The sequence below is a fragment of the Glycomyces luteolus genome, assembly GCF_027622875.1.
Taxonomy (GTDB): Bacteria; Actinomycetota; Actinomycetes; order Mycobacteriales; family Micromonosporaceae; genus Glycomyces; species Glycomyces luteolus.
Window position 1 is genome coordinate 79,490 of sequence record NZ_JAPZVP010000022.1, and the last position, 12,578, is coordinate 92,067.

The 12,578-nt window shown below is 66.2% G+C and carries 14 protein-coding genes and 1 pseudogene; 8 read left to right on the forward strand and 7 right to left on the reverse strand.

The window, feature by feature from the left end; translation table 11 throughout:
• The first annotated feature begins 37 nt into the window (after window positions 1–37).
• Window positions 38–508, forward strand: coding sequence for a carboxymuconolactone decarboxylase family protein (locus O1R50_RS22310; RefSeq protein ID WP_270112443.1), 471 nt, complete (start codon window positions 38–40; stop codon window positions 506–508).
• Window positions 509–565: 57 nt separating this feature from the next.
• On the opposite strand, the gene O1R50_RS22315 is transcribed toward O1R50_RS22310, so the two are convergent.
• Window positions 566–913, reverse strand: a complete 348-nt coding sequence (locus O1R50_RS22315) for a DoxX family protein (protein WP_270112444.1) — start codon at window positions 911–913, stop codon at window positions 566–568.
• 174 nt (window positions 914–1,087) lie between these two features.
• On the opposite strand from O1R50_RS22315, the gene O1R50_RS22320 reads away from it, so the two are divergent.
• Entirely contained in the window at window positions 1,088–1,735 is a 648-nt protein-coding gene (locus tag O1R50_RS22320; protein ID WP_270112445.1) for a formylglycine-generating enzyme family protein, read from the forward strand.
• 66 nt (window positions 1,736–1,801) lie between these two features.
• Here O1R50_RS22320 and O1R50_RS22325 read toward each other — a convergent pair whose 3' ends face one another.
• Complete coding sequence (locus O1R50_RS22325; RefSeq protein ID WP_270112446.1) at window positions 1,802–3,373, reverse strand: carboxylesterase/lipase family protein; 1,572 nt, start codon at window positions 3,371–3,373, stop codon at window positions 1,802–1,804.
• A 156-nt stretch (window positions 3,374–3,529) separates the two neighbouring features.
• Here O1R50_RS22325 and O1R50_RS22330 point away from each other — a divergent pair, with 156 nt between their 5' ends.
• The 6 genes and pseudogenes from O1R50_RS22330 (at window position 3,530) to O1R50_RS22360 (ending at window position 8,721) form a co-directional block, all read left to right on the forward strand.
• The gene (locus O1R50_RS22330) at window positions 3,530–4,102 is read left to right on the forward strand and encodes a TetR/AcrR family transcriptional regulator (RefSeq protein ID WP_270112447.1); all 573 of its coding nucleotides are present in this window, start codon (window positions 3,530–3,532) and stop codon (window positions 4,100–4,102) included.
• A 27-nt stretch (window positions 4,103–4,129) separates the two neighbouring features.
• Window positions 4,130–4,615 carry a hypothetical protein gene (locus O1R50_RS22335; RefSeq protein WP_270112448.1) on the forward strand — a complete coding sequence of 162 codons (486 nt, stop codon included), beginning with the start codon at window positions 4,130–4,132 and terminating at the stop codon, window positions 4,613–4,615.
• A gap of 141 nt (window positions 4,616–4,756) precedes the next feature.
• Window positions 4,757–5,725, forward strand: coding sequence for a hypothetical protein (locus O1R50_RS22340; RefSeq protein WP_270112449.1), 969 nt, complete (start codon window positions 4,757–4,759; stop codon window positions 5,723–5,725).
• A gap of 186 nt (window positions 5,726–5,911) precedes the next feature.
• A protein-coding gene (locus O1R50_RS26635; protein WP_456298968.1) for an IS630 family transposase occupies window positions 5,912–6,975 on the forward strand; the annotation gives its coding sequence in 2 pieces (ribosomal slippage) (window positions 5,912–6,398 and window positions 6,398–6,975; 1,065 coding nt in all).
• A 215-nt stretch (window positions 6,976–7,190) separates the two neighbouring features.
• Window positions 7,191–8,213 carry a TRM11 family SAM-dependent methyltransferase gene (locus O1R50_RS22355; RefSeq protein ID WP_270112452.1) on the forward strand — a complete coding sequence of 341 codons (1,023 nt, stop codon included), beginning with the start codon at window positions 7,191–7,193 and terminating at the stop codon, window positions 8,211–8,213.
• A gap of 4 nt (window positions 8,214–8,217) precedes the next feature.
• Window positions 8,218–8,721, forward strand: a pseudogene (locus O1R50_RS22360) (GNAT family N-acetyltransferase).
• A 43-nt stretch (window positions 8,722–8,764) separates the two neighbouring features.
• On the opposite strand, the gene O1R50_RS22365 reads toward O1R50_RS22360, so the two are convergent.
• From O1R50_RS22365 to O1R50_RS22385, 5 genes are all read right to left on the reverse strand, one after another.
• Window positions 8,765–9,121, reverse strand: coding sequence for a hypothetical protein (locus O1R50_RS22365; protein ID WP_270112455.1), 357 nt, complete (start codon window positions 9,119–9,121; stop codon window positions 8,765–8,767).
• A gap of 179 nt (window positions 9,122–9,300) precedes the next feature.
• Window positions 9,301–10,106, reverse strand: a protein-coding gene (locus tag O1R50_RS22370; protein ID WP_408612789.1) for an IS5 family transposase whose coding sequence is annotated in 2 segments (ribosomal slippage) — window positions 9,301–9,759 and window positions 9,762–10,106 — 804 coding nt in all. Because the reading frame shifts where the segments join, the coding sequence is not laid out codon by codon here.
• Between the two features lie 34 nt (window positions 10,107–10,140).
• Window positions 10,141–11,262 carry a hypothetical protein gene (locus tag O1R50_RS22375; RefSeq protein WP_270112457.1) on the reverse strand — a complete coding sequence of 374 codons (1,122 nt, stop codon included), beginning with the start codon at window positions 11,260–11,262 and terminating at the stop codon, window positions 10,141–10,143.
• 32 nt (window positions 11,263–11,294) lie between these two features.
• Window positions 11,295–11,939 carry a hypothetical protein gene (locus tag O1R50_RS22380; RefSeq protein WP_270112459.1) on the reverse strand — a complete coding sequence of 215 codons (645 nt, stop codon included), beginning with the start codon at window positions 11,937–11,939 and terminating at the stop codon, window positions 11,295–11,297.
• A 99-nt stretch (window positions 11,940–12,038) separates the two neighbouring features.
• A complete protein-coding gene (locus O1R50_RS22385) occupies window positions 12,039–12,290 on the reverse strand; it encodes a hypothetical protein (RefSeq protein WP_270112460.1) in 252 nt (83 codons plus the stop codon).
• Between the last annotated feature and the right edge of the window lie 288 nt (window positions 12,291–12,578).

Sequence of the window (12,578 nt, forward strand, 5' to 3'; positions counted from 1 at the left end):
TGTGGTGTAGCGGATCAACAGGAAGGGAAACACCATCATGAGCACCTACCCCCGCATCGAGAACCCCGGCCAGCACCTGCCGGTCGTGAACGAGATCGCCGCCGCCGTCAACAAGGTGAACGCCGAAGGCGTGCTCCCCAAGAACCTCGTCGCCCTCGTCCACCTCCGGGTCGGGCAGCTCCTCGGGAGCTCCTACTTCACCGCCCGCGCGTTCGGCGACACCGAAGACACCCTCGAACGGCTCGGCGCCGTCGCCACCTGGCGCACCTCCCCCTACTTCACCGACGCCGAGCGGGCCGCGCTCGCGCTGGCGGAGGCCGTGCACACGCCGAACCCGACCGGCGAGCGCGTCACCGACGAACTCGTGGAGGAGGCCCGGAAGCACCTCAGCGACAAGGAGATCGTCGTGCTCATCGGGGTACTCGGCCAGATCGGGTTCTTCATGCCGCTCGCGCTGATCGGAAACCCGAAGGTGGGAGTCTCCTTCGCCGAGCAGTGGCAGAAGTAGACCGACGCACGATAGGGCCCGCGCCGAGCGCGGGCCCTATCGCAGCCTCGTCTCTGTTCACACCAGGATGCCGAGGACGAGCGCGGCGGCGGCGGGAACCAGGTACATCAGCGGGGCCACGACCGTCTCGTACGAGCGGGCGCGCAGCACCGTGACGAGCGCCCCGAGGAAGTACAGGACCAGGCCGACACCGGCGGCGATGCCGATGAACGGAACGAACAAACCGACGAGGAGGCCGAGCGCACCGGCGGCCTTGGCGAGGCCGAGCCGGAACCACCACGATTCCGGGACGCCATAGTGGCGCAGCGGGTCGACGACGTAGGAGGCCTTGGCGAAGATCGAGTAGGCCGAGAATCCGACCCAGAGGGAGGCGACGATGGTGACGATGATGTAGGCGATGGTCATGGGAGAGCTCCGGTTCGTTTTCGCGGGGGACGCTTACACCCGGTGGAAACCCGGGAGGCCGCGAACGTGACAGCGGCATTCGAAGAGTGTCCTGGATCATATGAACTGCATCGCCGGAGCCGCTTCCTACGAGCACCGGGCCGGAGTCAGGAAGCTGCGGCCTAGGATGCGGCGATGCAGAGGATCGAGGCCGGGGCCACGACGATCACCGACCGGCGCACCGAGCGGAGCTGGACGGTGGAGGTCGCACCGTTCCTCCTGTCGCCCTTGCAGGTCACGCGCCGTGCAATCGGCGAGGCCTACGGCTTCGCGATCGACGATGACGACCTCCTTCCCGCGACGCACACGTCCTGGTTCGAGGCCGTCGACTACTGCAACCGGATCTCTGCGCTGGCGAACCTGCGGCCCGCCTACATGCTCACCGGGGAAGACGGCGATTCGGTTGCGTGGGATCGCACCGCCGACGGCTACCGGCTCCCCACCGAGGCCGAATGGGAGTACGCCTGCCGAGCCGGGGCCACCGGCCCCCGGTACGGCGAGCTCGACGACATCGCCTGGTACCGAGGCAATTCCGGGGAGCGCCCGCATCGCGGCGGGGAGAAGGCACCGAACGCCTGGGGCCTGTACGACATGATCGGCAACGTCTGGGAATGGTGCTTTGACGTCTATGACGCCGAGGTCTACAAGGACTACCGCGTGATCAAGGGCGGCGGCTGGTTCGACGAGCACTGGTCCTGCCGAGTGGGCGTGCGCCGCCGCACCATGCCGACCCTCCGTATCGAAGACCTCGGCTTCCGCTTGGCCCGCAACGCCCCCGGATGACGCAGCCCGGATACGCAACGGAAGGGGCGCACCGGGATGGCCTTGCGCCCCTTTACAATGGACCTACTAGGCGTTCACGGACTCCCAGAACTCCAGGTGGTGCTCATCGGCGAAGTCGACGTTCCGCGCGCCTTCAGGGGTGAGCTGGCGGACGCAGTCGCCTTTGGCCTCGTGCCAGCGGCCGCGCCCGTCCGGGTCGCCGGTGCGGGCGAAGGTGCTCCAGGACTTCACCATCAGGTCCGCGAGCGGCTCGACCTCGGCGCTGCGGTCCGCGAAGATCGTGGTGTCGAACAGGAACGCGACGTCGACCATGTGGAAGGCGCCCATCTCCCATGAGGGGGCCTCGAACTCCTTGAAGTACGGGGTGCCGGAGGCCGACATCTCGTAGGCGAAGGCGGGCACCTGGTCCGACAGTGCCGCGACGGTTGTCGAGAGGTTCGCGGCCCAGTAGGCGTCGGTCTGCACGGCCGCGAGGGCCTTCGCCGGGTGCTCGTAATCGCTCAGCGGGTATTCGGCGGCGATCGCGTCGGCAGCTTCCGCACCGAATTCCTCGGTCAGCGCCGGGACGTACTCCTCGGCGGTCATCACATGCCCGGTCAGGACTTCCATGCCGCCGGTCATGAGCTGGTTCTCGTCGCGGTTGATGCCGATGAGCACCGGCACCTCGTTGAGTTCGGCCGCTTCGATCGCGTCGGCGGTGGCGACCGGCATGACCGGGCCGCCTACGACCGGCTGCACCTCGTACAGCCCGGCGGTCGCCTCGTTGATCGCTTCGGTGCTGAGGCCGCGCAGACAGGCTTCGGCTTCGGCCGGATCGGTGCATCCGAGCTGCTCCTCAGCGGCGGCGATGTCCCTGGCCCGGCCTTCCTCTCTCGAAGGGGCCCAATCGGATCCGCATGGCGAGCTCTGCATGATCGCCTTGTCGAACAGGCCCGCCGAGGTTTCGGAGGCGAGGTGGGCGCAGACGTCGAAGCCGCCGCCCGATTCGCCGAAGATGGTGACGTTGCCGTCGTCGCCGCCGAAGGCCTCGGCGTTCTCGCCGACCCATCGGAGCGCGGCCTGCTGGTCTTCGAGGCCGTAGTTGCCGGAGGTGGTCTCGCCGCCCTGGTCGAGCGCCGGGTGGGCCATGCTGCCGAACAGGCCTTGGCGGTAGTTGACGGTGACGACGACCGCGTCGCCTTCGGTCACGAGGCGTGAGGGGTCGTACTGCTCGCCCGCTCCGTACGAGTTGCCGCCGCCGTGGAACCAGACCATGACCGGCAGGTCGTCCCGGGCGTCGTCGGGTGCGTAGACGTTGAGGTAGAGGCAGTCCTCGTCGGTGCTCGGGATGCCCGGCATCGGGGCCGCAGGTTGGGCGCACACGTTGCCGAACTCGGTCGCCTCCCGCACCCCCTCCCATGGGGCGGCCGGTTCCGGTGAGGCCCAGCGCAATTCGTCGACGGGCGGGGCGGCGTAGGGGACGCCGAGCCAGGAGTGGACGCCGTTGCCGGCGGCGCCTTGGAGGGGGCCGAGGTCGGTGTCGACGAGGGTCGGGGCGGCGGGGGCCGCGGCTGCGGTGCCGTAGCCGATGGAGGCGGCGGCGATGCCGCCGGCGGCGAGGCTTGCGGCGATGGTCTTGGCGGTCTTGGAGAAAGCCATTGGGGGGCTCGCTTTCGACTGGTGCGGAACGGGGTTCGTCCGCGTCTGGCAGAACCGTACCAAGGATTTGGGCAAACGCGCAAGGCGATCGCCTAAGAAAGTTGCGCAATGCGTTTGCGCTAGGCGAATGCGCAGGTCGCTGTTAGGATCGGGCCCATGGGAAACCGAGAAGCGCTCCTCGACGGAGCCAAGCAATGCCTGCTCGAGAAGGGCTACGACCGCACCACGGTGCGCGACATCGCCACCGCCGCCGGAGTGAGCATGGCCGCGATCGGCTACCACTACGGCTCCCGCGAGACCCTCCTCCAGCAGGCGCTCTTCTCGTCACTCGAAGACTGGGACGCCGGCCTCCAGGCCCAGCTCGCCAAGCTCGACGAACCGAAGGGCCCCAAGCGGTTCGAGGCGGTCTGGAACCTGCTCATCGACCACATCAAGGCCAACCGGACGATGTGGATGGCGAGTTTCGAGCTCTTCATGCAGGCGCAGCGCTCACCCGAACTCGCCGAGGTCTACGCGAAGGGCCAGCCGGGGGCCCTCTCCGCGATGGCCGCCCTGGCAACCGGCGAGATCGAAGAGACCATCGACGCCGAGACGATCCGAACCATCGGCGCCGTCCAGCTCGCCCTCGTCAGCGGCATCGTCATGCAGTGGATGTCCTACCCCGACAACGCACCTGGCCCGAAGGAGATCGCCGCCGGTCTGAAAGGCCTCGTCGCCACCCTCGACTGAGCGCCCCAGCATCGAGAGAGGAATGCCGTGCCCAGAATCGGCATCACCGGACACATGAACCTCGCGCCTGCCACTGTCGTCCTCGTTCGCGAGGCGCTGCAAGCAGCATTGGAGCCTTACGGCCCGGCCGAACTCGTCGGCGTCTCCTGCATCGCCGAGGGCGCGGACAGCATTTTCGCGGCGGTGCTCCTCGACGCAGGGGGCCGACTGGAAGCGTTGCTTCCCACGCCGGACTACCGCGACACGCAGGTCAGTGCCGCGCACCTTCCAGTTTTCGACGGCCTCGTGCAGCGCGCGCATGTGAAGCGGTACATCGCAAAGGCCTCCTCCATGCAGGCCTATGAGGACGCGAACGCCCAGATGCTGAGCTCCGTCGATCTGCTGCTCGCCGTCTGGGACGGCCAGCCCTCACCGGAAGGAAAGAAGGGCGGCACCGCCGACGCCGTCGCCGTGGCACGCAACGCGGGTGTCCCGGTAACGGTCATCTGGCCCGAAGGGGCCGAACGAACTTAAGCGGATTCGCGGGCCCCAGCAGGTACCTTTGGCGTCACGCTTCGTATCCCCTCTCCGAAAGCGCTGAGCATGCACCCCCGCTACGTTTCACGGCGTTCTCGCCGACAGCTGATCGCTGCCGTCGTAGGAGCGAACCTCTGCTTGATCGCAGTGATCTCGATGCAGGTCATCGGATTCATCTGGTGGCGTGGTGCGTTCGCCGAACTCGCCGCCTGTGCGCTGCTCCTGGCGGCACTGGCGCTAGTGCTCGTCTGGCTGCGGCTCCAGCGGCGACTGGGTCGCGCCGGAGCGGTTCGAAGACTTCATGAGAGCGAGCTTCAATCAGCCGAGGTTGCCGCACTGCGGCTGCTGCGGCGCCGCGCGATCACCGTGCGCAGCATGCTGCTCCTCGGTGTCTGCGCGGTCTTCGCCCTGGTCGTCGGCACACTCGGCGACGATCCCGCCTGGCGTGCGCTCATCGATGGCGACCCCGGGATCAGCCCAGTGGCCATCACCTCGATCGACAATGTGGAGAAGCACAACGGCAGGGGCGGCCCGTCGTACAACTTCGACTTCACCGGCTCCATTCCTACGAGCACGAGCTTCCATCTGGTCCATGATCGGAGCAGCTCGGACGTCGATCCGCGCGAAGCCGATTACTGGGACGGCCTGGTGTGGGCGGTCTACGACCCTGACGACGTATCTAGGGGAGTCGTGATCGCCGACTCCTACTCCGAGGCGGTTCAAGCGGCGACGTTTCCGCTGTCTCCCGTAGTCGGGTTCGGCGGGTATGTTCTCATCCTGCTCTCGGCCGCCGCGTTCTCGAAGCCGCCGTCGAAGCGGATTGCCGCGGTTTCCCAGGACGGCCGACTCGCGTACTACCGGGGAGATGTTCATCGGCTGCGGCGAAAGGACATGCGGTTCCTGGCAATCCTCGGCCTCATTGCCGCGATCATCTATCTGGGCTGCGCACTGCGGTCGGCGCCGACTTTTGAGTTCACCGGGGAGGCCTTCCACGCTTCATCTGGGTGGGTGATCGTCTACGGCCTCGCAATGCAGGTCGTTGCGTTGATCATCGCGAACTTCCTGGCCGGCATCGCCATAGGCGACGCCAGATTCCCGAGTCGCTGAGACCGCAAGGCGACGCCTAAGCGCGAGGCCCAAGGGCCGCATACGGATGAGAACGTCTCCTTGGGGCGAGTTAGCATGGCGCCGTGACATACAGCGTCTTCCGCCTCGGTTAGCGCTCCGCTACTGATCTTGTAGTTTCGGGGTCTGATGGCGTGTCCGTTTGGCGCGGTGTTCGTTGATTCCTGTGTGAGGTACGGGGATGGCGGCGGTTTGAATGCCGCCGCGCGGGCGAAGCGCGAGGCGGTCCGGATGGAGGCCGCGGCGATGTTCGCTGCGGGGGCGCATCCGCTGGAGGTCGCCCGGCGGTTCGAGGTGTCGGACAAGACCGGCTATCAATGGCATCGGACCTGGAAGACCGGTGGCGCGGAGGCGTTGGCGTCCAAAGGCCCTTCGGGTCCGGACTCGCTGCTTGATGCCGCGCAGCGGCAGGCTCTCGAACAGGCGCTGGAGGCCGGCCCCGCGGCCGCCGGGCTCGGTGAGGACCAGCGGTGGACGCTGGTGCGCGTCCGCGCGCTGATCGATGCGATGTTCGGCATCACCTACAGCCTCAAGGGCGTCGCCCTGGTGCTCCATGCGATGGACTGGACGGTACAGGTTCCCGACGCGAAGGCCTCCGACCGCGACGAGGAGGCGATCACCGCCTGGCGCAAGGAAACCTGGCCCGCGGTAAAAGGACGGCGCGCAGGCTGGGCGCGTGGATCTGCTTCATGGACGAGTCCTCGCACACGCTGATACCAGCCCGGTCCCGCACCTGGGGCCGTCGCGGGAAGACTCCGGTCATCAAGGTCCGCAAGCGGGGCTCGGGCCGGGTCTCACTCGCAGGACTCTGCGCCTACCGACCCGGCGAGGACCCCCGGTTCTTCTACCGGACCATGCCCCACCGCAGACGCAAGGGCGAGAAGCCCGGCTTTCGCGAGCGTGAGTTCGCCGAACTGCTCGACGCGGCACATCGATCGCTCGGCGGGCCGATCGTGCTGGTCTGGGACAACCTCAACGCGCACAAATCGAAGCTGATGCGCGAGCTGATTGAGGCCCGGCCCTGGCTGCGCGTGTTCCAGCTCCCCTCCTACGCGCCCGAACTCAACCCGGTCGAAGGCGCCTGGTCACTGCTCAAGCGCCGCATCGCCAACACCCTCATCGAAGGCGTCGACCATCTCCTCGCTCTGGTCCGAGAACACTTGAACCACATACAGGCCCGCACCGACCTCATCGACGGCATGTTCACCGGCACCGGGCTCAGACCCCCGTAACCAGCCAGACCCCAAAACTACAAAGTCAGTAGCCGTCCAGAGGTAATCCCCGTGGCTAGCGATGTGGTGCGGCTGCCCGCCGCTCCAGGTCGCTCACCCGGAGCTTTGTCATGTCACCGAACCGTCCTTCGACGGTGGGCTCGTTCACGCCCGAATCACCGGAACACCGGAACTTCTTCGCCAGCACGGTCCAAGGACTCGAACACCTCGCAGCGGTGGAACTCGCCGAGCTCGGTTACCGAGTCGGTTCCATCCGAAAGCGTCAAGTGCTGCTCTCGGCTCCTGAGCCATGCTCGGCCGATCGTCCGCGAACGGTCGACGACGTGCTCATTCAGATAGCGCGAACCGCCGATCCCGGCCTCACCAAGGCGGATCTGCATCGCCTGCGCCCCCTGCTCGACGCCGCCGACCTGAATCCGGTCAAGTCCGACTTCGATCGCGGCGATCCGGTCCTGACCGTCTCGGCCTCGATGACCGGTCGGCGCACCTACAACCGCCACGACCTGGAGGACGTGATCGGGTCGCTCCTGGCCGACCGCCTCGGCGCCCAGTTCGCTTCCCGCAGCGGCGGCATCCGACCCCCGGACGGCGCCGCCGAATGGCGCGCAGTGCTGTCGCCCGAGGGTCTCCTGCTCGGCTACCGAGGTCGTCGCCCACCCCTCCACCGTCGGGCTTGGAAGACCGCATCGATCCGGGGAACCCTGCATCCGCCGGTCGCTGCGGCCATGGCCCGGCTCGCTGGGATCGAGCCGGGGATGACCGTGCTCGACCCCTGCTGCGGGGCCGGGACGATCCTCGTCGAAGCTCGAGAACTCGCTCCCAGCGCCGACTTCATTGGTGCCGACTTGCATCAGGAAGCACTCGCAGCCTCGGCGCGAAACGCGCAGCACCTCACCGGCGTCGCGTTTGCGAAGTCTGACGCCGCCCGGCTGCCGATGTCCGCAGGCAGCATCGACCGGATCGTGACCAATCCGGCCTGGGGACGCCAAGTCGCTGCGCGCCAGCACTTCCCAGCGCTCCTCAAAGAGTGGCGGCGAGTCATCGCCGACGAAGGGAGGCTTGTGTGCCTGGTACCGCCGGAGCTCTTGTGCCACTTGGAAACCGAGCGATCAGGCTGGAAACTCGTAGAGCGCCATCAACTCAGCCTGTCGGGACAGCACCCGGTCATCGTCATCGCCAAAGCGATGTCGGCGCTCGGCACCCGGCAGACGGTCGTGATAGACCCTAGTGAAAGGTAAAGGCATGTCTGCCTACGAACCGATGTCCTTCCACCTGGAGACCGAACGGCTGAGGCTGCAGCCGTGGGCCGAGACGGACGCGGAGGCGCTATGCGCCTTGCACGCCGAGAGAGGCGATGGGAACCCGACGGTCGAGGAAGCCCGGATGAATATCGCGAACGGTCTCGCTTCCGCAGCGAACTCCGGAATCGCCTTGCTGCCCATACGCCGCCGCGTCGAGAACGACTTCATCGGCTACTGCGGATTGCTAGTCGGCCGCGCCACGATCGAAGAGCCCGAGATCGCCTATGAACTGTTCCAGCGCGTCCACGGCAACGGCTACGCGACCGAAGCCGCGCGCGCGGTGCTCGACGCCGCGATCGCGACCGGCAGGAGGCGCCTGTGGTCGACCGTCCGCACCTGAAATACGGCATCGTTCCGGGTCCTCGACAAGCTCGGTTTCGAGCGGGACCACACCACCACCGATGATCGAGGCGAAATCGTTTGGCTCACCCGAGCACTGCCCTGAAACGACTAGCGCCGCAGGCTGAAAGACAAGCTAAGAACTGATTTCAAGAATCGTGTGAGGCGTCGCGTTCGGCTAGGAAATTGTCGAGGAGTGTGAACAAGACGTTGAGTGCATGCTCGTCCTGGTCTGGGGCGAGGGCATCTGAGATCTGCTCTTGGCCGGGAAATGCCAGTTGCAACACGACTGCGGTCCAGATGAGCGGCGAGGAGGGGCCGAGGCGGTCCATGAGCCAGTCTTTGAGTCCTTTCAAGCCGCGCCCGCCTGCGCGCTGGGCTCCGAGGTCATACCCGATCAGGAACTGGGCCATGCGCTCGTAGGTGACCCGTCCGGTAAACAGGCCGGGCCGCTGGGCGATGAACGCGACGTATTCGCGCTCGGTCAGTGTGTTGAGGTCGACCACGGGGCGTCCGTCCTTGGAGGCATGAAGGGCATTGGGGTAGCTATCAGAACATCGGCCGCGCCCGACCCGGCCCGCGACCGATCGTATAGCTTCGACCAGGTCTCGGGCGGCCTTGATATCGGGCACGTTCCCTCCGGTCGTGATGATCGCCAACGGGATCCCGGCACTAAGAGGACGTCTCAGTTGGTGAGTTTCTTGTAGCAGGTGAGGGCTGCTGCGAGGGCGAGGAATGCAGCGAACAGGTGTCCGTGGCGTTCGTACCGGATGGTGAGGCGGCGATAGCCGCCGAGCCAGGCAATGGTCCGCTCGATGACCCAGCGGTGGCGGCCGAGGCGGGTCGAGGGCTCGATGCCGCGCCGCGCGATCCGGTCGCCGATGCGCCGATCGCGCAGCGCCCGATGGCAGTCGGGGATGTCATAGGCCTTGTCGGCGTGGACCTTCGCGGGCTTCCTGCGGCGCGGGCCGCGCCGGGAGCGGATTTTCGGGATGCCCTGGATCAGCGGCTCGAAGGCTTGGGAATCGTGGATGTTCGCAGCCGAGACTCCGAGCGCGAGCGGCAGTCCGTTCCGGTCGGACAGGACGTGGATCTTTGAGCCGGACTTGCCGCGATCGACCGGGTTTGGACCGGTCAGAGATCCCCCTTTTTCGCGCGCAGGCTCGCGCCGTCGACGATCGCGCGGGACCAGTCGATCTCACCGGCCGCGCCGAGCCGGTCGAGTACCGCGCGGTGGAGCTTCGCCCATAGCGCGGCTTCGGACCACTCGGTGAAGCGCCGGTGCGCGGTCTGGTGGGAGACGCCGAATGTCGGCGGTAGGTGCCGCCAAGCGCAGCCGGTAGTCAGCACAAACACAATCGCTGCGAACACCTGCCGGTCATCGACCCTGGCGATGCCACCGCCCTGTGCGCGCTTTAGCGGGACCGGGATCAGCTGCTCCGTGATCTCCCACAGCTCGTCGGGCACAAACTCTTCAGCGAACGCAGCCACACACGATGTTTGCAGACTGCCCAGGACCAGGTGCTCAGCGGACCGGAAATCTGGCGTCGCCTATGGCGAAACCTGCCAGGAAGTTCGCGATGATCAGCGCCACGATCTGCATCGCAAGGCCGTAGACGAACACACCCATCGAAGATGTGTCGAACAGCTGATCGGTAAATCCTGTCGTCGGGACCAGGCGCAGTGCACAGCCCAGATAGATGATTCCGGCGATGAGCACCAGGACTGCCAGGAACCAGAGGTCGGCTCTGGACGGTCGATCCGCGTCCCCCCGGTAGTACGCGAGTCGGCCCGGCACAGCGATCTCCTCGATCCGTTTCGAAGGCGGCTTCAAGAACGCGGCAGCCGAGAGCAGGATGAACCCGTACCCGCCGAACCCGAACACCGGAGTTAGGGGAAACCTCGTGACCTGGACGGCTTCGGAGTAGGAGTCGGCGAACACGATGCCGCTGCTGACATCGTCAGGGTCGTAGACGGCCCACACCAGGCCGTCCCAATCGTCACTTCCGTGCGGATCGCTCTTCGTGCTGATCTGATCATGGACCAGATGGAAGCTCGTGCTGGTCGGGATGGAGCCAGTGAACTCGAAGCTGTACCTGGGGCCGTGTCGGCTGCTGGACTGCTCCACTTCGCCGATCGAGGTGACGTCAACCGGGCTAATCCCGGGGTCGCCATCGATGAGCGCGCGCCAGGCGGGGTCGTCACCGAGCGTGCCGGCGACTAGAGCGAAGACTGCGCAGGTGCCGAGGAGGATCATGCTGTGGACGGCAATTGCCCGTCGCCGCAGCAGTCGCTGTGCGGTGGCTTCGGCGGATGGGATCTCGCTCTTCGCAAGCCTTCGGACCGTCCCCGTGCGACCCAGTCGCCACCGCAGCCGCAACCACACAACCACCAGCGCCACTGCGGCAATGAGCAGCACGCACCCGATGAGTTCGGCGAATTCGCCATGCCACCAGAGATACCCGGCGGCCTGCATCACGATCACCGCGACCAAGCAGAGGTTGGCTCCAACTATGGCGGCCGTCATCTGTCGACGAGAGCGCCGGGATACAAAGCGGGGCTGCATGATCAGCCCTTTCGGAGGAGAGGGTGCGGGGGCGATCCGCGCCAAGGGTACCGGCACCGACACCGACGCGACCAGCTGCAAGCCCTGCTCCTGCGAACCAACTGAGACACGTTCTAAGCGGAGGCGTAGTACGTGTACTTCTCCACATCCCAAGAGTTCAGCAGTGCCATCTCGATGATGGCGCCTTCGATCTTCTCGGTTTCGATGGGAACGCATCGGTTGGCGGTGAAGGACTCGCCGGGTGCGACCGCGCCGACCTCGTTGAGGTCATTGGGGACGATGCCGCAGTCACTCTGGTAGGTCCAGGCTTCGTTGCGGACGCCGATCAGGAGGTCGGTGGGAGCGGCGGCGGCGTCGGACCTGTTGATGCCGGTCACCGTGATCATGAAGTACTGGGAGCCCTCGTCGAGGGCCTGGTTGCTGGGGTCGGCTGCCAAGATCGTGTCGGTCGCGTCGACCTCCACGGCTGTGACGGCGATGTCCCACGTGTCGACCTTGCCGGTCGCGCACATGTCGAGCGGGGCTTCGATGCTCTGGCCCGCAGTGGGATCGGATTCTGCGGGCACGTAGTCGCATTCGATGACCACGGGAGCGGCCTCGGTCGTCTCCTCGACGCCGGCCTCAGCAGTGGTCTCAGTGGCGGTGTCTTCACCGGGATTGGCGTCGGTGCACGCGGTGAGGCTGGTGAGCCCCACGAGACCGATCCCGGCGGCGGCGAGGAGTTTCTTGGGTGCCAGTGCGGCGATAACGGAGGGCACGATTGGTCCTTCGGGTGGAGGCGTGTGTGACACCCGTGAAGTTACTGCACCGGCACTACGAACTGGCGCGGATTCGGGTGTCCGACCCATGCCCTCGATTCATCGATTCCTTCGCAAGATGAACAGCGCTTCGAGAATCGCATGGTGCAAAGTACGCCGGAACAGGTATTCGGCGGCAGGCGCTGAGACCATCGGCAACGTCCGGTATCCCTTCTCACCGGTGATGAACTCCCTGAGGGCGAGCACGTTGAGCACGGCAAACCCGAGCGGTGGCATGCATGGCAGCATGAGCAAACCGAACCATCCCGAACCCTCGTCGCCCGTCGCGGCGGCTACGACGGCGGTGGCCATGCCGCCGGCCCAGAATGGGAAGGCCAATCGCACCCCCCAAACCGCTCGGCCGTACTGAGGTTGGGCAAGGACTTCCCGTTCAACGGCGCTCTCGCCGAATCGAGTACGCGACACGGAACTCCGTTCACAAGGGGTAATCAAAGGCTGAGCGCGGCAACCGCCTAGGCGATGTCCCGCAAGTTGATGCCGCGCAGTGGAAGCTCTCTCGATCGGTGATGAACAGGTGGGTTGGATATCGGTCCTGTGAAGCGGCCCGCAATGTGGCCGAGAGTCTGAGGGCCGGTCGTT